Origin of the sequence: Fibrobacter sp., assembly GCF_045601785.1 — a bacterium.
Lineage (GTDB): Bacteria > Fibrobacterota > Fibrobacteria > Fibrobacterales > Fibrobacteraceae > Fibrobacter.
The window spans coordinates 37,264-55,546 of sequence record NZ_JAZSAF010000006.1 but is presented as its reverse complement, the minus strand read 5'-3'; the positions used below and the strand labels follow the sequence as shown (position 1 = coordinate 55,546).

The 18,283-nt window shown below is 53.5% G+C and carries 13 protein-coding genes; 9 read left to right on the top strand and 4 right to left on the bottom strand.

Going from position 1 to position 18,283, the window contains the following annotated elements; all coding sequences use genetic code 11:
• Window positions 1-176 precede the first annotated feature (176 nt).
• On the bottom strand, window positions 177-1,589 hold the full coding sequence (locus ACKI61_RS01540) for a glycine--tRNA ligase (protein WP_072978530.1): 1,413 nt from the start codon (window positions 1,587-1,589) through the stop codon (window positions 177-179).
• 155 nt (window positions 1,590-1,744) lie between these two features.
• Here ACKI61_RS01540 and ACKI61_RS01535 point away from each other — a divergent pair, with 155 nt between their 5' ends.
• The gene (locus ACKI61_RS01535; protein WP_407456053.1) at window positions 1,745-2,773 is read left to right on the top strand and encodes a peptidoglycan DD-metalloendopeptidase family protein; all 1,029 of its coding nucleotides are present in this window, start codon (window positions 1,745-1,747) and stop codon (window positions 2,771-2,773) included.
• A gap of 18 nt (window positions 2,774-2,791) precedes the next feature.
• On the top strand, window positions 2,792-3,709 hold the full coding sequence (locus tag ACKI61_RS01530; protein WP_407456052.1) for a tRNA-dihydrouridine synthase family protein: 918 nt from the start codon (window positions 2,792-2,794) through the stop codon (window positions 3,707-3,709).
• A gap of 10 nt (window positions 3,710-3,719) precedes the next feature.
• On the opposite strand, the gene ACKI61_RS01525 is transcribed toward ACKI61_RS01530, so the two are convergent.
• Window positions 3,720-4,913, bottom strand: coding sequence for a cation:proton antiporter (locus ACKI61_RS01525; RefSeq protein ID WP_407456051.1), 1,194 nt, complete (start codon window positions 4,911-4,913; stop codon window positions 3,720-3,722).
• 49 nt (window positions 4,914-4,962) lie between these two features.
• On the opposite strand from ACKI61_RS01525, the gene ACKI61_RS01520 reads away from it, so the two are divergent.
• The gene (locus ACKI61_RS01520) at window positions 4,963-5,742 is read left to right on the top strand and encodes a type II secretion system protein (RefSeq protein WP_407456050.1); all 780 of its coding nucleotides are present in this window, start codon (window positions 4,963-4,965) and stop codon (window positions 5,740-5,742) included.
• Between the two features lie 3 nt (window positions 5,743-5,745).
• Here the strand turns inward: ACKI61_RS01520 and thiH are convergent, their stop codons facing one another.
• A complete protein-coding gene (thiH, locus tag ACKI61_RS01515; RefSeq protein ID WP_407456049.1) occupies window positions 5,746-7,011 on the bottom strand; it encodes a 2-iminoacetate synthase ThiH in 1,266 nt (421 codons plus the stop codon).
• Between the two features lie 418 nt (window positions 7,012-7,429).
• Here thiH and rpsO point away from each other — a divergent pair, with 418 nt between their 5' ends.
• The 5 genes from rpsO to ACKI61_RS01490 all read left to right on the top strand — a co-directional run bounded on the left by rpsO (window position 7,430) and on the right by ACKI61_RS01490 (window position 14,974).
• Window positions 7,430-7,702 (top strand): 30S ribosomal protein S15, encoded by a 273-nt coding sequence (gene rpsO / locus ACKI61_RS01510; protein ID WP_072978575.1) that lies wholly within the window; start codon window positions 7,430-7,432, stop codon window positions 7,700-7,702.
• Window positions 7,703-7,723: 21 nt separating this feature from the next.
• A complete protein-coding gene (pnp, locus tag ACKI61_RS01505) occupies window positions 7,724-9,991 on the top strand; it encodes a polyribonucleotide nucleotidyltransferase (protein ID WP_407456048.1) in 2,268 nt (755 codons plus the stop codon).
• A 183-nt stretch (window positions 9,992-10,174) separates the two neighbouring features.
• On the top strand, window positions 10,175-11,875 hold the full coding sequence (locus tag ACKI61_RS01500; RefSeq protein WP_407456047.1) for an HD domain-containing phosphohydrolase: 1,701 nt from the start codon (window positions 10,175-10,177) through the stop codon (window positions 11,873-11,875).
• 29 nt (window positions 11,876-11,904) lie between these two features.
• Complete coding sequence (ispG, locus tag ACKI61_RS01495; protein ID WP_407456046.1) at window positions 11,905-13,644, top strand: (E)-4-hydroxy-3-methylbut-2-enyl-diphosphate synthase; 1,740 nt, start codon at window positions 11,905-11,907, stop codon at window positions 13,642-13,644.
• 163 nt (window positions 13,645-13,807) lie between these two features.
• Entirely contained in the window at window positions 13,808-14,974 is a 1,167-nt protein-coding gene (locus ACKI61_RS01490; RefSeq protein ID WP_407446255.1) for a phosphoglycerate dehydrogenase, read from the top strand.
• Between the two features lie 127 nt (window positions 14,975-15,101).
• On the opposite strand, the gene ACKI61_RS01485 is transcribed toward ACKI61_RS01490, so the two are convergent.
• A complete protein-coding gene (locus ACKI61_RS01485; RefSeq protein ID WP_407456045.1) occupies window positions 15,102-16,877 on the bottom strand; it encodes an AMP-dependent synthetase/ligase in 1,776 nt (591 codons plus the stop codon).
• 128 nt (window positions 16,878-17,005) lie between these two features.
• On the opposite strand from ACKI61_RS01485, the gene sstT reads away from it, so the two are divergent.
• The gene (gene sstT / locus ACKI61_RS01480) at window positions 17,006-18,247 is read left to right on the top strand and encodes a serine/threonine transporter SstT (protein WP_407456044.1); all 1,242 of its coding nucleotides are present in this window, start codon (window positions 17,006-17,008) and stop codon (window positions 18,245-18,247) included.
• Window positions 18,248-18,283: the final 36 nt, after the last annotated feature.

Sequence of the window (18,283 nt, the reverse complement as noted above, 5' to 3'; positions counted from 1 at the left end):
GACATATGGATTCAATACGCCACCCCAGATAATCAAGAATATAAAAAAAGAACCCGTTTCCGGGCCCTTTTAACAGTGGTTAGTATGCAGTGGTTAGTAAACAGGGCGGCTCCGCCGCGATTATAAATCCTAACCACTAATCACTAGCCACTAACCACTGCGCGGCATCGCCGCGCTTAACAGCCGAGTTTGGCGGACAGGTAAGCTTCGAGTTCGTCGATCTTCACCAGTTCCTGCTTCATGGAGTCGCGTTCGCGAACCGTCACGTAGCCCAGCTTTGCCGGATCAGATTCACCCTCGCCCACCGTGTCGAAGTCGACGGTCACGCAGAACGGCGTGCCGAGTTCGTCCTGACGGCGGTAGCGCTTACCGATGGACTGGGTTTCGTCGTATTCCACGTTCCAACGGTTGAGTAGCTTCTGGTAGAGTTCTTCGGCCTTGGCCTTCACCTGACCCTTCTTCACGAGCGGGAGCACGGCGACCTTCACCGGAGCAATCTTCGGATCGAAGTGGAGCACGGTACGTTCGTCGTTTTCGAGCTTTTCGACTTCGTAGGCGTCGCAGAGGAGCACGAGGAGCAGGCGTTCCACACCGAGGGACGGTTCCACCACGTACGGGATGTAACGCTTGTTCTGCACCGGGTCGATGTATTCCTGCTTGACCTTGGATTCGTTCTGGTGCTGCGTCAAGTCGTAGTTCGTACGGCTTGCGATACCCCAGAGTTCGCCCCAGCCGAACGGGAATTCGTATTCCACGTCGGTAGTGCCGTTAGAGTAGTGGGAAAGTTCTTCCTTGGCATGTTCGCGGAGGCGGAGCTTTTCCTTGTTCACGCCGAGGTCGTTCACGAGCCAGTCGAAGCAGTACTTGCGCCAGAAGTTGTACCATTCCAGTTCGGTGCCCGGTTCGCAGAAGAATTCAAGTTCCATCTGTTCGAATTCGCGGGTACGGAAGATGAAGTTACCCGGAGTGATTTCGTTACGGAAGGACTTACCGATCTGGCCCACACCGAACGGGATGCGCGGGCGGACGTTATCGACAATGTTCTTGAAGTCAACGAAGATACCCTGGGCGGTTTCCGGACGGAGGTAAACCTTGTTGCCTTCGCCTTCGATCACACCGATTTCGGTCTGGAACATCAGGTTGAATGCGCGGGGCTTGGTCCAGTCGGTCTTGCCGCAGGTCGGGCATTCGATCTTGTTGTCCATCATCATCTGGTGGACTTCGTCAAAGTTCTTGCCGGCGCAGCAGCCTTCGCCGAGCTTGTCTTCCAAAAGTTGGTCGGCACGGAAACGTTCGTGGCAAGCGAGGCAGTCCACCAGCGGGTCAGAGAAGTTGCCCACGTGGCCAGAGGCCTTCCAGACGCGGGGGTTCAAAAGAATAGAGCTGTCGAGACCGAGCACGTCCTGGCGGCTGGTCACGAACTTCTTCCACCAGAGGTTCTTGATGTTGCGCTTCAGTTCCACGCCATACGGACCGTAGTCCCAAGTGTTGGCGAGGCCATCGTAAATTTCGGAGCCGGGGAAAATGAAACCGCGGCGCTTGCAGAGGGAAATGATGTCCTTGAGGGCATCCTGAACTTTCTTTGCCATTTTATAATCCTTTATCGGCAGGCGCTTTGGCGTGCCGGACTAGGAACCTACCTGGATGATAGGCCCTGACGGCGGCAAAGATAGAAAAATTTGAGCTACATCACAACCTTATATGACAATTCCGGACAAATAGACTATCTTTGCCCCCATAAATCATGAAATTTCGAATCCTTACACAAGTCCTTACAGTCGCTTGCGCGCTAACAATCGCCGCTTTTGCCAAAGAAGACAACATGGCCAAGAATGCGGTTCCTCTAGTCGACGAACGCAAGGAAGCCTCTATAGAAGAGAGGACTACAAACACAGAAATTTCTGAAACAGAAAGTGAATTTTCTGGAAACTCCATTGTTGATGAAGCAGACGCCGGCAATGTAGTCGACAGCGTTGCCGAAAGCGCATCGAACAGCCTCGCCGAAGAGATTGTCCAAGCCGAAGCCGTAAGCGAAGCGGACAGCACCGATAACGAACCCGAAATGAGCCAGGAAGAAGCCGATGCGCAGCTCGCCGCCGACATGAGCGAAGCTGATTCGGCCATGGTAGATTCCGCAAGCAAGCTCATTCTCGACATGACCACCGCCTTCGTCCCCTCCGCAAGCAGGCGCGTCTCGGCCCCCTACGGCATCCGCACCTACCGCATGCACCGAGGCGTGGACCTTGGACTCTGCCACGGCGAAGACCGCACCATTGTCGCCGCCTTTACAGGCGTCGTCGTTAAAGTCCGCAACCAGGGCCGCCGCAGAGGTTACGGCAAGTATGTCATCCTCGACCACGGCAACGGCCTTACCACCCTTTACGCCCACCTGGCCAAGTGGCAGGTGAACGTCGGCGACACCCTGCAGGCAGGTGACACCATCGGCGTGGGCGGCAATACGGGCCGATCCTTCGGCGCACACCTCCACTTCGAGATGCGCTTCAACAACACCTACATCGACCCCGCCACGGTGTTCAACTTCGAAGAAGGCACGTTCATCAACGCGATGACGGAAATCACCCAGGAGCAGCTGCAGCTGGTCGAAGCGGACTACCAGAAGGAACTTTCCAAACACCGCTACTACAAGGTGCGCCGCGGCGATTGCCTCGGAAAAATTGCCCGCAAGTACGGAATTTCGATTAGGCGTCTCAAGCAGCTGAACGGCATCAAGGGCAACATGATCCGCCCGGGCCAAGTGCTGCGCTGCTCGTAAATCGCGCAACCCGTAGCCATGCTACCCATTCACTTTGCCCCACTCCAAGGTTTTACCGAATCGGCATACCGGCTAGCCCACAGCAAGTTCGCCCCAGGAATCCATACCTATTACACACCGTTTCTTAGGTTAGAAAAAGGCGAAGTCCGAGCCAAAGACCTCCGCGATTTGCAAGCCGAACACCCTTACCACCTGGTCCCCCAGATTATCGTCCGCGACGTCGAGGAATTCAACCATTTGACCAAGACCGTTACGGAGCTCGGCTTTAAGGAAATCGACATCAACATGGGTTGCCCCTACCCCATGCAGACCAAGTCAGGCCGAGGCTCCGGAATACTCCCCCAGCCCGAAAAAGTCCGCGAGATTCTCGACGCCATAAACAAATTAAGCATGGCCGAGAGCGAACACCCCAAGTTCAGCATCAAGATGCGTCTCGGGCTCAACTCCCCAGAAGAATGCCTGCAGCTGCTACCACTTTTAAATGATACTCCCCTCGCCCACATTACCCTGCACCCGCGGGTGGGAATCCAGCAGTATAAGGGCGCGCAAGACTTCGAGACTTTCGACAAATTCTACAGCGAATGCAAACATCCGCTGATTTTTAATGGCGACATTACCGACCTAGAACAAATGAAATTCATCGAGAGCCGCTACCCGAAGATTGCCGGAATCATGATCGGCAGGGGCCTCCTCGCAAACCCGGTTTTGGCCGCCCAGTACGCCGGACTCCCCTGCGGCACCGCGACAGAAACTTTGCTCAAAATCCACGCCGACATCGCGGCCGACTACGCCCGCCGCTTGCAAGGCAACGCCCAAATTCTAGACAAAATTCGCCCCTTCTGGACGTACGCGGGCCTTCCTAAAAGGATCCGCAAGAAAATCGAGAAATCAAGAACCCTCGAGGAATACCTCGAAGCCGTCAACGAACTCGCCTAGCTAAATTCGCTTAGCCGTTCTCGTCCGAATCCACCGGCACCAATCGCTTATAAGTTTTATCTATAAAGATGGCTCCGAGCGGGGCCGTCACCATAATCGCCACCGCCGCCAAAGTCAGCACGTTGTTGCCGCATGCCAAACCAAAGCTCAAAGGCACGCCACCGATGGCCGCCTGCACCGTCGCCTTCGGCACGTAGGCCAGCATGCAGAACAGGCGTTCTTTGTAATTCAGCGGAGTGCGCCACATGCAAATGGCCACGCCCGCCATTCTAAAGAACATGGCTCCGAGCACCACAAAAATCGCCCCGATTCCCGCCGTAAACGCGTAGGCCACATCCAAAGTGCTACCCACCAGCACAAACAAGATAATTTCGGCCGCGACCCAGAACTTGGTGAACTTGCCGCTGATGCGTTTCGCAAGTTCCGGATGCTTTCCGTAAATGCAGGCCGCAATGGCGACCACCGCAATCATGCCGCTGAACGGCACCACATCGCTAATGTCATGTTCCAGTTCGTTCAGCAAGAAGGCGAAACTCAAGATAATCAGCACCTTCACCGTATCGCGCATGTGCTTGTGCTTAAAGAACCACACCAGGGCATACCCGCAGGCCACCCCCACTGCAGCCCCGAGGGCAATGGATACCGGCACCGAAAGAAAGCTCGTCGCCGAAACGGATTCCCCCTTCAAAAGCGCAAGGAACGCCGCAAAAGTCACCAGCACATACACGTCATCTAGCGAAGCGCCAGCCAGAAGCATCTGCGGAATCCCCCGTTTGACGCCGCGATTCTCTTCGCGCATCTTGAGCATGCGCGGCACCACCACCGCCGGCGACACCGCCGCAATGGTAGACCCCATGAGGGCTGCTTCCCAGTAAGTCACACCCATCAGTGGCGGCGCAAGCAAAACGACACCCACAATTTCAATAGAAGCGGGTACAAAGCACATCAAGAGGGCAGCGCGGCCAATCCGCTTGAATTCCCGCATATCCAGGGTCAATCCCGCCCTTGTAAGGATAATAACCAAGGCCAACTGCCTCAAATCCGCCGAAATATCCAAAAAAGCCGGTCGAAGCAGGTTCAGTGCATGGGGACCGAGAATAATCCCCGTCAGAATCATCCCGAGAATGCTCGGGAGCTTAAGCTTGACGAAAATCGAGCCTAAAAGTAACCCTAGCAAGAATATTAGTGCGAGAGAAGTCAACATAATGCAAAAATTTAGTGCCAAAAATAGAAAAACAGCTATATTTTGGCATATGAAGGGAAAATTCCATATGAAACGTGGTTTTACCATGATTGAAATCATGGTGGTTATAGTCATACTCGGCGTCCTCGCAGGAGTGGGTGCCCCCAAGATTATGGGAGTCATCGAAAAGACCAAAGAAAAAGCAGACTTGATGAAGCTTTACTATCTGCGCGATGCACTGAACAAAGCTTTGCTCGAAAACGAGGAAGCCTTAACAAACACGACCACCGCAAAAAAATTAAGCGATGATGAACGGCAAAAACTGATCACGAAAATGTATGATGGTTTCAAATATGTACGAGGCGCCTCACTTTTTGTCATCGAAGTCCATAACGGCCTTTCAGTCAATGTTCAAGACAGTCACAATGAAGCGAACAACACTTACAACGTCAGCGCAATTCTGGGTACCAGCGGAACTTGGTGCGACGCATTGAGAGAAGCGGGCTTTGAGGGCGTTGCCGATATCGTTGCCGATAGAATTACAAATAACTACAAAAAAGAAACTAGCACCTATACATCATTCCAATGGCATGATGACAAAAAAAATAAGGACTGGCAAAGAACAGCCCCCAAAAAGCCAATGTTCATTAGCCTAGCCTTGAATAAGGGAAAGAAGGACGAGAACACGCGCTTTACGATGAACGCTCGTTGGACCGATATCAAAGATCCCGGTCATTCATTGGAAGTATACATACTGCCCAACGGCAAGAACTGGAATGCCGCATTCCGCACAGATAACGGCACCTGTTTCTCCACCTACGGCGATATCGGCTGCCAATACAGCGACTAACCGTTATACGTACAAATAATCGTTCAATACCGGCTGCAAGCCTTCGCCCGAAATGTCAGAGTACATGGCGTTAAAGCTGCGGCCGTCGTTGATTTCGAACTGTTCGTCGCCGCCTTCCCCGTCATCGTGACCGCTGTACTTGCTTTCGTGGTCGCCAATGCCCGTAGAAACGCCGGCGGAGACCTTCGTTGCAGCAATCTTCACGATTCCGTTGCGGAATTCCTTGCTTTCGCGGCTGGAAACCGTAATGCCCACGTACGGCAAGAAGATACGGTAAGCGCAAAGCACCTGGCAGAGTTCTTTTTCGTGAACATCCAGCGGGTCAATCTTGTCGTTGTTGATGATGGGGCGCAGTCTCGGACAGCTTAAGCTCATCTCAGCATGCGGATACTTCTTTTGTAAGTAATACACATGGAGCGCCGATGCGAGCGCGTCGCGGCGGAAGTCCGAAAGGCCGAGGAGCGCGGAGAATGCCACCCCGCGCATGCCCGCCATTAGGGCGCGTTCCTGCGAGTCGAAGCGGTACGGGAACACGCGCTTGTGCCCCATCAGGTGAAGTTGTTCGAAACGAACCTTGTCGTAAGTTTCCTGGAAAACCGTCACGTAGTCCACGCCGCATTCGTGCAGGTAGCGGTATTCATCCACGTTGACCGGGTAGACTTCGATGCCCACCATGCGGAAATACTTGCGTGCAAGCTTGCAGGCCTCGCCAATGTATTCCACGCTGCTTTTGGCGCGGCTTTCGCCGGTGAGAATCAAGATTTCTTCCATGCCGCTGTCAGCGATGACCTTCATCTCGTGCTCGATCTGCTCCATGGTGAGCTGCATGCGCTTGATGTGGTTGTAGCAGTTGAACCCGCAATAGACGCAGTAGTTTTCGCAATAGTTTGCAATGTAGAGCGGCGTAAAGAAGTACACGTTGTTGCCGAAGTGCTTGCTGGTCTCGATTTTCGCCTTCGCGGCCATCTGTTCCAGATACGGAGCGGCCGCCGGAGAAAGAAGCGCCTTAAAATCTTCGAGCGTGCAGCGTTCGTGTTCCAATGCGCGCTTCACGTCCTTGCCGGTGTACTTGCTGTAATCGTAGTTCTCGGATTCGGAAAGGACCTTGTCGGCGATGTCCGACTGGATGACTTCCATGCCGGGCAGATAATCCATTATATTAGTACGGGAGCTCGGGTCGTTTTCAAGGCGGTGCTTCTTGGCAAGCGCCCCTTCCGAGAGATTCCCAGAATCAAACAGATAGTTGTTGTCTTTTCTAGCGGTTTCCATTATACAGTCACTAGTCAATAGTCTTTTTTCGCCGGAAAATATAGAAACTCTTTCTCTATAAAGCGAGATATCAGCTCATATTATAAAAACTGGCATACGGCGACAAAATAAAGCGTCGGCCAAGGATGGGGAGGGTGCAGGGAGGGGCCCGTGCGGCCTTCGCAACTCCGAGCTGGGGCCCCTCCCGCATATAAAAAAACGATTTTAACCCCTTAAATGGGTAATTGCACTGAAAAAAACAAAAAATCTTTAGAAAAACTTTTCTATATATACCCTCAAATTGCATTTTTGCCTGGGTCCTGTGACCAGATTCGCCAATTCCACTGGTGCAAGAGCAGGGAAACTCGGACAAAAACATGTAATGAAACAGGTCACCACGGTGGTGACCGCAAAAAACAACAAAAAAGGAATGGCTATAATGGCTACTATCACTAAAGAAAAGGCTGCAGAAATCACCGCTAAGTTCGGAGCAAACGAAAAGGACACCGGTAACGTCCGCGTTCAGATCGCTCTCCTCACCGAGAAGATCAAGAACCTCACCGAACATGCAAAGACCCACAAGAAGGACTTCCACTCCCTGCGCGGTCTGTCCATGATGGTTTCTAAGCGCAAGAACCTCCTCAAGTACTACGGCGAAAAGGACATTATCGCCCAGCGTGCCTTGATCAAGGAACTCGGTCTGCGCGGCTAATTCTTCAGACTGGAGAAATTTATGTCTATTGACGCATACCATCAAAAATACGGCAAGATGCTCGACCCGAAGGAAGTGTCTGTTACGCTCCCCGACGGCCGTGTAATCACGTTTGAAACGGGCCGTATTGCCAAGCAGGCACGCGGTGCTGCAGTCGCCAAGATGGGCGATGCATTCGTGCTTTCCACTGTCTGCTACGGCGAAGAAAAGGAAGGTGACTTCTTCCCCCTCACTGTGGAATATCGTGAAAAGGCCTACGCTGCTGGTCGCCTCCCGGGCGGCTACAACAAGCGCGAAGCCGGACGCCCCAGCGACGAAGAAACTCTTTCTGCCCGTATCATTGACCGCCCGATTCGCCCGATGTTCCCCGAGAACTTCACGCGCGAAGTCCAGGTGATCGTGCAGGTTCTTTCTGCTGACCGCAAGTTTGCACCGGATGTGCTCGGCGTGTCTGCAGCATCCCTCTCCATCGGTCTTTCTGAACTGCCCTTCGAACAGCAGGTTGCCGCCGTGCGCGTGGCCGTTGTCGATGGCCAGAACGTCGTGATGCCCACCTACGAACAGATGGCCTGCGCCGATCTGGACCTGGTGGTCGCCGGTACCGAAGATTCCGTCTGCATGGTGGAAGGCGGTGCCTACGAAGTGTCCGAAGACACGATGATCAACGCAATTCTCGCCGGTCACGAAGCCATCAAGCTCATGTGCAAGGCCCAACAGGAACTGGTGGACCGCTGCGCTAAGCCCAAGATGGAACTGAAGCCCCAGCACGTTGGCGAAGCCCACGAAAAGCTTCTCGCCACGGTGAAGGAAGTCGTGTGGGACGAACTGAACAAGGACGTCCACTCCAACATGGTGAAGACCGACTTCTATCCGGCTATGGCAGACCTCTGCGCGAAGATGCTGGAAGACGAACGCATTCTCGCCATCATTGGCAAGGACGAAGAACAGGATCCTGCTCTCGTTGCAGACGCTAAGGCAATCTTCAGCGACTACGAACGCACCGCCATGCGCGAAATGATCCTGAACGAAGACGTGCGTCTCGACGGCCGTACTACGACCGAAGTCCGCCCCATCGAAATCGAACTGGGCGTTCTCCCCAGCGCTCACGGTTCTGCAATCTTCCAGCGTGGCGAAACCCAGGGTCTCGTTGTCTGCACGCTGGGCTCCAAGGCCGACGAACAGCGCTACGAAAGCCTGCAGGGCGAAGGCTCCAAGAGCTACATGCTGCATTACAACTTCCCGCCGTACTGCGTGGGTGAATGCAAGCGCCTCGGCATGAGCCGCCGCGAAATCGGTCACGGCCACCTCGCCGAACGCTCTCTCGCAGCAGTGCTCCCGCTGCCGGAAGACTTCCCGTACACCATCCGCGTGGTTTCCGAAATTCAGGAATCCAACGGTTCTTCTTCCATGGCCTCTGTTTGCGGTGGCTGCCTCAGCTTGATGGACGCTGGCGTTCCTATCAAGGCTCCGGTCGCAGGTGTCGCTATGGGCCTCATCTCCGAAAAGGGTTCCGTGAAGGAAGGCGGCAAGATCAAGATCTTGACCGACATCACCGGTACGGAAGACCACCTCGGCGACATGGACTTCAAGGTGACGGGTACTGCCGAAGGTATCACTGCCTTCCAGATGGATATCAAGATCCGCGGCATTACGCCGGAACTCATGCGCGAAGCTCTGGAACAGGCTCGCCAAGGCCGTCTGCACATTCTCGGCAAGATGGCTGAACTCGGCCTCGCCGCTCCGCGTCCGAAGGTTTCCGAGAAGGCTCCGACCATGATCAAGATGCGCATCCCGACCAACAAGATCCGCGACGTCATCGGTTCCGGTGGCTCCGTGATCAAGGGCATGCAGTCTCAGACGGGTTGCACAATCAACATCGACGACGATGGCAACATCGACATTGCCGCTCCCAGTGGCAAGGCCGCTGCAGTCTGCCGCCGCATGATCGAAGAGCTCACTGCCGAACCCGAACCGGGCCGCAAGTACAAGGGCAAGGTCAAGACGATCCAGCCGTTTGGCGCATTCGTCGAAATCCTCCCGGGTCGCGACGGTCTTGTGCACATCTCCGAACTTGCCGACCACCGCGTCGATAAGGTCGAAGACGTCGTTCACGTGGGTGACGAAGTCGAAGTGCTCTGCCTCGGTGTTGACCCGAAGGGCAAGGTGAAGCTTTCTATGAAGGCGCTCCTTCCTCCGAAGGCTGCCCCGACTGCTGAAGCTCCGGCCGCTGAAGCACCTGCTGCAGAAGCTGCTCCGGCTGCACCCGAAGCAGGCGCAGTTGAAGGTTAACTTCGAACAAATAAACGCTTCACAAGCAAATTAAAATACGGTCATCTGTCATTTTAGGCAGATGGCCGTTTTTTTACACAAAAAAACACATAAAAAACATTTTTATTTTGAAAATAGTTTTCACAAAAAAGAATTCTCAAGCTATATTTATTATGTTGCTTGGATTGAAAATGGGATAAGGGTATGGTCATTATTTATTTGACAGTTCTTTGTGTTGTCGCGGCGTTTAACATTTTGCTGCATTACCGCGTCAATCCCAAGCAAAATGGTCCCTACACACTGCTCTTCTTTTCTGTCTTTATTTCTTGTTTGGGACACCTGTTACTGGCGTTGTCGCCAAATCTGGACCAAGCGATTGTCTGCATTAAGATGATCTATGTGGGATCAATATTCCTTCCGCTATTCACCTTTGACGCATGCCTTTCCATCTGCAAAATTCGCCTTTCGCCGTGGTGCCACCATATTCTCACGCTGGCCGTATTCGTCGTATTTGGCTTTTCACAAACCATTGGCATCAACGACATCTATTACACAACCATCAAGTTTATACACGAAAATGGCTATAGCAACTATGTTGCCACCTATGGATTCGGCCACGATATCTTCAACTTCCTGATGACAGGCTTTGTAATCATCAATGTCGCACTCATCGTCTACGCCTTTGCAAAGAAAAAGAATGTTTCGTTCAAGAGCCTAATCGCGCTTTCTTCCATGGAAGCTGTTTCGATCCTGTCGTTCTTCATTTCGAGATTCGTTGAAAGCGATACACTGGTCATGCCCGCCGTCTACGTATTCGACCAATGCGCTCTTCTGTACATTTGCTTTAGAGTCAAGCGCTACAACTTCGAGCAGATCATTTCCCAGGTGCTAGAAACCCAGAACACAGACAGCTATGTCCTTATCGCCTCTGACAACAGTTTCCTCGGTTGCAACGCCGTCGCCTACGAGACCTTCCCCCATCTGAAAAATTGCCGAATCGACCACACGACCCCTAGCAATTCCGAATTGAATCGTATGTTGATTGCATGGAACAAGGAATTGAGACAAGGCAAGGTCATTACCGAAAAAAAACTGGAAATCGACGGCAAATTCTACAAAATCAAGCTTAATCAGCTTCCTCTCTCCTTTTTTGAAAAAATCAACCTGTTCAAGATTGAAGACGAGACTGCCGTGCATAATTACATCAATATGCTGGGCACCAACAATGTTCGTCTCGAAATGATGCTCAAGGAAAACGACACGCAAATTCGTTCTATCCAGGAACAGATGGTCATTGGCATGGCGCACATGGTCGAAAACCGCGACAGCAACACGGGAAGCCACATCAAGCGAACCAGCCAGGTCGTTTCGATCCTTGTAGAATACCTACGAAAAGACAAGAAACTTGGTCAGTCGGAATTCTTCTACGACAGCCTGGTATCGGCGGCACCGATGCACGATATCGGAAAAATCGCCATCGATGACCGCATCCTGAGAAAGCCCGGACGATTTACGCCGCAGGAATACGAAGAAATGAAGAGCCACCCTGAAAAGGGGGCCATGATTGTTGAGAACCTGCTCACTTCGGTCGAGTCGCCCGAGTTCGTAAAGATCGCCCGCAATGTGGCCCGCTACCACCACGAACGTTTCGATGGGTTCGGTTATCCGCAAAAGCTGAAGGGAACCGAGATTCCCTTCGAAGCCCGCGTCATGGCTATCGCAGACGTCTATGACGCGCTGGTATCTAAGCGCTGCTATAAGGCCGAAATGTCGTTCAACGAAGCCTACGACATCATTATCGAAGGAATGGGAACGCAGTTTGATCCCTCGCTGAAAGACTGCTTTATCGCCTGCCGCAGCAAACTCGAAGAATACTATAGCAACTTGAAAGAAAACGAAGCCTAATTTGGGGAATTTTTTTCTACATTTAGGGCATGACAAAGTTTAGCGAATTCCCCTATGTTGCCGACCGCTTCAACGCCGTCCGCAGGGAAACTGTACAAGTCCGCGTTGGCGACGCACTTATCGGGGGCAATGCCCCCATTTTAGTTCAGTCCATGACCACCACCAAGCCGAAAGACGTGGAGAAGACGGTGGCGGAAACTTTAGCACTCGCCAAGGTAGGGTGTGGACTGGTTCGCATTACCGCCCCGACTTTAGCCGATGCCCAGGGCCTCGAAGAAGTGATGAAGCAGGTGCGTGCCGCCGGTTGCACGGTGCCGGTTTCCGCCGACATCCACTTCCAGCCGAAGGCCGCTTTCGAAGCCCTCAAGTGGGTCGAGAAGGTCCGCATCAATCCGGGTAACTTTGTGGATACGGGTATTTTGACGCTGGACCAACAGACGGACAAGTCGTTCGACGAGGGCAAGGAAAAGGTTGCCGAGGCCTTTACGCCGTTCGTGCAAGAGGCCAAGCGCCTGGGACGCGCCATCCGCATCGGCGTGAACCACGGTTCGCTAGCGGCCCGCATGATTTACCGCTACGGCGACACGGTGGAAGGCATGGTGGAAGGCGCCATGGAATACCTGGCCGTGTGCGAAGCCGAACATTTTGACCAGGTCGTTTTGAGCCTCAAGAGCAGCAACCCGCGGGTGGCGATTGCCGCCTACCGCATGCTCGCCGCCCGCATTAAGCAGGAAGGTTTCAAGCCGTACCCGTTCCACGTGGGCGTGACGGAAGCGGGCGCGGGTGCCGACGGACGACTCAAGTCGGCCGCGGGCATCGGCGCACTCCTGCTCGATGGCCTGGCAGATACGATACGCGTTTCTTTGACTGAAGATCCGGTGGCCGAAGTCCCGGTAGCACAGGAACTCATTAAGGCCTGCGCATTGCCTGCTGCTCCGACGGCATACAACGTGCCGGTTCTTGAGAAGGACCCGTACCATTACGAACGCCGCACGACTTCTGTCGTGAAGATTGCAGGCGTGGATATTGGTGGTAGCAATCCGGTGAAGGTTGGCGTGAAGGCCGATGCGATTGCACTTACCGGCGAACGCCGCAACGCTGAATTCGCCCTGCCGAGCTTGGATGCCACCCCCGTGGTGCAGTTCAAGGATGCCATGGACATCGCGGGGTTCGCCGCGAATCCGGCGAGCGTGCCCGCAGATTCCGTATTCTGCTACACCGGCGCCGAGATGGTTTCGGGCGTGCGCGCCCTTGCCGCTGCTCTCGAAGCCGCAGGTCGCCAAGACCCCATTCTACTTTACGCGAAAATTAACGACAGCGAACGCGATACGCTCCGCGTGTCCGCCGACATCGGAAGCCTGGTGACCGACGGTCTTGGCGATGCCGTCGTGATTGACGGCTACAAGGGCGCTAAGGAAAGCGTGCTCCTTGCATTCGACATTCTGCAGGCAGCCTACTGCCGCCGCAGCAAGACGAACTTCATCAGCTGCCCGAGCTGCGGCCGCACCCTCTACGATATTCAGCAGGTGATGGGGAAGATCAAGGCCCGCTTCGGACACCTCTCCGACATTTCCATCGGCATCATGGGCTGCATCGTGAACGGCCCGGGCGAAATGGCCGACGCCGACTTCGGTTACGTGGGTGGTGGCCCCGGCCGCATCACTTTGTTCGAGGGCAAGACGGCGGTCAAGAAGAACATCCCCGAAGAAGACGCCATCGAGGAACTCGTGAATTTGATAAAAGAGAGAGGCAGGTGGCAAGAACCTTAGAGGTATGGGCTATGGGGTATGAGCACGCCTTGTTTCACAAGGCTTTGAGCAAAAAATTGGCGCCGAAGGCGCGATTGTAAAAGCTCAAAGGCACGAAGTGCCGACCTCAAACCTCAAAGCGAAGCGACCCCAAAGCTATTTAACATTAACAAAGGACAATACAATGGCAACTATTAAGACGATGAACAACATTTCCAAGAAAGGCTTGAGCCTGTTTGGCTCGTTCTACCAGGTTTCCGACTCTGTCGAGAATCCGGATGCTATCTTGGTGCGTTCCGCCCAGGTTGATACCGACAACTTTGACGGCCTCTTGGCTGTCGCCCGCGCCGGCGCCGGCGTGAACAACATCACCATCGACAAGGCTTCTGCAAAGGGCATCTGCGTGTTCAACACCCCGGGTGCAAACGCCAACGCCGTTGCCGAGCTCGTGATGACCGTGCTCGGCATGGCCGTCCGTAACGTGGACAAGGCTGCTGCATGGGTCAAGAACCTCGACACCACCGACCCGGACCTTGCGAAGACCGTCGAAAGCGGCAAGAAGAAGTTCGCCGGCATGGAACTCGCTGGCAAGACTCTCGGCGTGATTGGCCTCGGCAAGATCGGCGTGCTCGTTGCCAACTATGCCCGTTGGAAGAACATGCGCGTCATCGCTTACGAGCCGTATCCCAACGCCGCCAACATGCACGAACTTTCCAACAAGGTGGAAATCGCCGACCTCGACACCGTGATTGCGAAGTCCGACTTCCTCACCGTACACGTTCCGTTCATCAAGGGCGTTACCGAGAACTTGCTCAACCGCAAGAACCTCGCCGGCTTCAAGGGCAGCTACATCATGAACTTTGCCCGCGGCGGCATCGTGGAAATGGCCCCGGTCAACGAAATGCTCGCTTCCGGTTCCCTCCAGGGCTACCTCTGCGACTTCCCGGATGCCGACCTCATCAAGAACGACAAGGTGACCTGCTTCCCGCACCTCGGCGCCTCCACCGAAGAAGCCGAAGAAAACTGCGCCGTGATGGCAGTCGAAGAACTGAAGGACTACATCGAATTCGGTTGCGTTCGCAATTCCGTGAACTTCCCGGCCCTCGTCGATCACCCGCACGCTGGCGTCAAGAGCCGCGTCGTGGTCATCAACCAGGATGTTCCGAACATGATTTCCGAAATCACGAAGGTGTTCGGCGCCGAAGGCATCAACATTGCCAGCTTCAGCAACAAGAGCAACGGCAAGATCGGTTACAACCTCGTTGACGTCGAAAGCAAGGTGGACGACTCTATCATCGAGAAGCTCTCCAAGCTCGAGAAGGTCATCAAGGTCCGCGTGATCCACTTTTAAGAGGTATGGGCTATGAGGGCGGCGCAAGCGCCTTTGAGGTCGCTTCGCTTTGGGCTCAAATAGCTCAGAGTGAATGCCGTAAGGCATGAACGACCCCATTGCTCAAAGCCTTGCTTGCAAGGCGACCTCATCCCTGGTACATTTTCTCGATTACTTCGGCGTACCGCGCTTCAGCGACGGTGCGCCGAATTTTTAATGTGGGAGTCAAAAGGCCCGATTCCACGGTGAGTTCGTCGCCCACCAAAGTCCACTTGCGAATCTGTTCCCAATGATTCAGCTTGGCATTGACGCGCTCCACATAACGGTCGATGGATTCCCTAATGCGCTTGGACTTTAGCGCTCTTTCAACGCTGAAAGTTTTCCCAGTGCGTTGCAAGAATCGCTTAGCGTTTACCGGATTCAGGAAAATCAGCGCTGACACAAACTTGCGACCATTTGCAATCACTAGCGCCTGTTCCACAAGAAGGTGGCGTCCCAGTTCCAGTTCAATCGGATTGGGACTCACATACTTTCCAGTGCTAGTCTTAAACAATTCCTTGAGACGTCCCGTCAAATACAAGTAGCCGTCAGCGTCAAAATGACCCTGGTCACCCGTCCTGAAGAATCCGTCCGTGGTAAATATCTCGGCGTTCAAGTCGGGCCTATTGCGATACCCCTTGAAAACGCTGTCGCCCTTGACCAGGATTTCGCTATTTTCGCCAATTTTCACCTGCAAATGCGAAAGCGGAAGTCCTACGCTTCCCGGTCGAACAGAACCGAGCTTGTTCACGCTCACTACAGGGGAACATTCGGTAAGGCCGTAACCTTCGCATACATTGAACCCCACATTCAAAAGGAACCGGCAAATGGACTTGTTGAGCGCTCCACCACCCGAAATTACAAGACGGAAGCGCCCACCCATCGCCTTGCGCATCTTTTCAAACACGACATGGTCATAAAACCGGGAAAGGATTCCGCCCTTTTCCATCGGATTGTGTTTTTTCGCATAGGAAATTGCGTGTTCAAAGATGAACTTTTGCACTCCATAAATGCGCTCTCCTGCAGAAGTCATGCTTTCGTAAAGCCGTTCCAGTATTCGAGGCACCACGGTCATCACGGTCGGGCAAACTTCCTTGATACATTCCGCGATGTGCCTTGGATTGTCCGCAAAGTAAATCTTTATTCCGCACAAGGTGTAAAAATAGACCGACATTCGCTCAAACGCATGCGCCACAGGCAAAACGACAAGGCCTACATCCGTCGTGCGGTTCAGGTGCAAAAAATCGCGCTTGATGACAAGGATCTGCGAAAGCATGTTTCGGTGAGTCAGCTCCACTCCCTTGGGAGTTCCAGTCGAGCCACTCGTATAGATAATCGAGAAAATGTCATCGGAATCAAGTGCATGCATCTGTTGGTTAAGCCATGCCGACGAATCCGGCAACCTAGATAGCGACTCGCCTTCTTCAATAAGATCCTTCCAGTAAAATCCGTTTGCGGGCAATTCCGATTCGGGATCGATGCAGATGACCGCCTTGAAGCGGGGCATCAGTTCCCTGATCGCCGGCGAAAGCACGCTTAGGCGATCCAGCACCAGTACCTGCACCAAGGCGTCGTCGCATTGGAAATTGAAATTTTCCGGAGAAATGTTTGGAAATAGCGGAATGACCCGCGCCTGGTTCAGCTGTGCCGCCACATCGCCCATCATCCACTCGGGGCAGCTGTTAGCCACGATGCCGATACTTTTTCCAGCCGAAAGTCCGCGGTGCCTAAAGGCCAAGGCAAGGAATTGGGTTTCGCGACGAAGGCGACTCCCCGAAAAATGTTCCCAACCATCGGGTTTACGGTGAAACCACCCCGCGAAATCCTCGCGGTCACAGTTGGCAAAGAACATTTGCGCAAGCGATGTGTATTGCAGCGGTTCCATCTCAAATCCCTACCCCTAAAATACATTTATTCTAAGAAAAAGACCTTTTTTATTTATCACAGAATTATTTTTTCTAATAAATTTGCATTTCCCGTTAGTTTAGCTATATTTTTTGCAGAGGAATTGATATGTTAAAGCAAGTCGTTTCCAAATACAACAGCATCAAGCTGAACTATAGAATCGCCATCGCCATCGTGATTGGCACCCTGCTCGGACTCTTTCTACCCGGACAAAAATGGATTGGTGAACTGGGCATCCTGTTCGTAGGCGCCATGAAGGGAATCGCCCCCATCCTCGTCTTCGTCTTAATCGTAAACTCTCTTGCGAAGGGAAAGACCTCCCTCGACAAAAGGTTCGGAAAGGTGTTCGGATTATACCTGGTGAGCACGATTCTTGCATCGCTAATCGCTATTTCCGCAAGTTTCCTATTTCCGCTGAACCTGCAACTTTCGCACGAAGCAACGACGACAGCAATACTCCCCAAGGGTATCGGCGAAATTCTCAATAACCTGCTTATCCGCGCAGTCTCGAATCCGTTTGAGGCGATTACCCAGGCAAACTACATCGGCATTCTCGTCTGGGCGGTCATCTTTGGCCTTGCCATCAAGAACCATGCCGAAGAGTCGACCAAGCACCTGCTGCAGGACTGCGCCACCGCAATCACCGCCATCGTCCGCTGGCTCATCAACCTCGCCCCCTTTGGCATTCTTGGCTTGATCCATTCTTCTATCGCCACCAACGGCATCGGCATCTTCAAGACCTACGGAACCCTTCTCGGGGTTCTCGCCGGAGCCATGTTCTTCACATCATTTGTCATAGCCCCCCTTCTCGTTGGGCTCATCCTTCGCCGCGACCCCTACCCGCTGCTCATTTTCTGCCTTAAAGAAAGCGGTCTCACGGCCTTCTTTACTAGAAGCTCCGCGGCAAACATTCCCGTGAACATGGAAGCCTGCGAAAAGCTCAAGCTCGACCGCGAATTCTACTCGGTCTCGATTCCCCTGGGCGCAACCATCAACATGGACGGGGCCGCAATCACCATCGCCGTGATGACGCTTGCTGCGGCCCACACGCTTGGAATCTCTGTTGATTTTCCGACTGCACTCACGCTCTGCGTTGTGGCAACGATTGGGGCCTGCGGCGCAAGCGGTATTGCCGGTGGATCCCTGTTCCTCATCCCCTTGGCCTGCTCTTTCCTAGGCATTTCGAACGAAATTGCAATGCAGGTGGTGGCGGTAGGCTTTATTATCGGAGTTGTGCAGGACAGCCTCGAAACCGCGCTCAATTCCTCGACGGATGTTCTCTATACGGCCGCCGCCGAATACAGCGGCTGGATAGCCGAAGGCAAGCACCTACCTCGCCGGTTCCGCTAAGAAACTCCACAAAAAGCCTCAAAAGAGCCTTGTCAG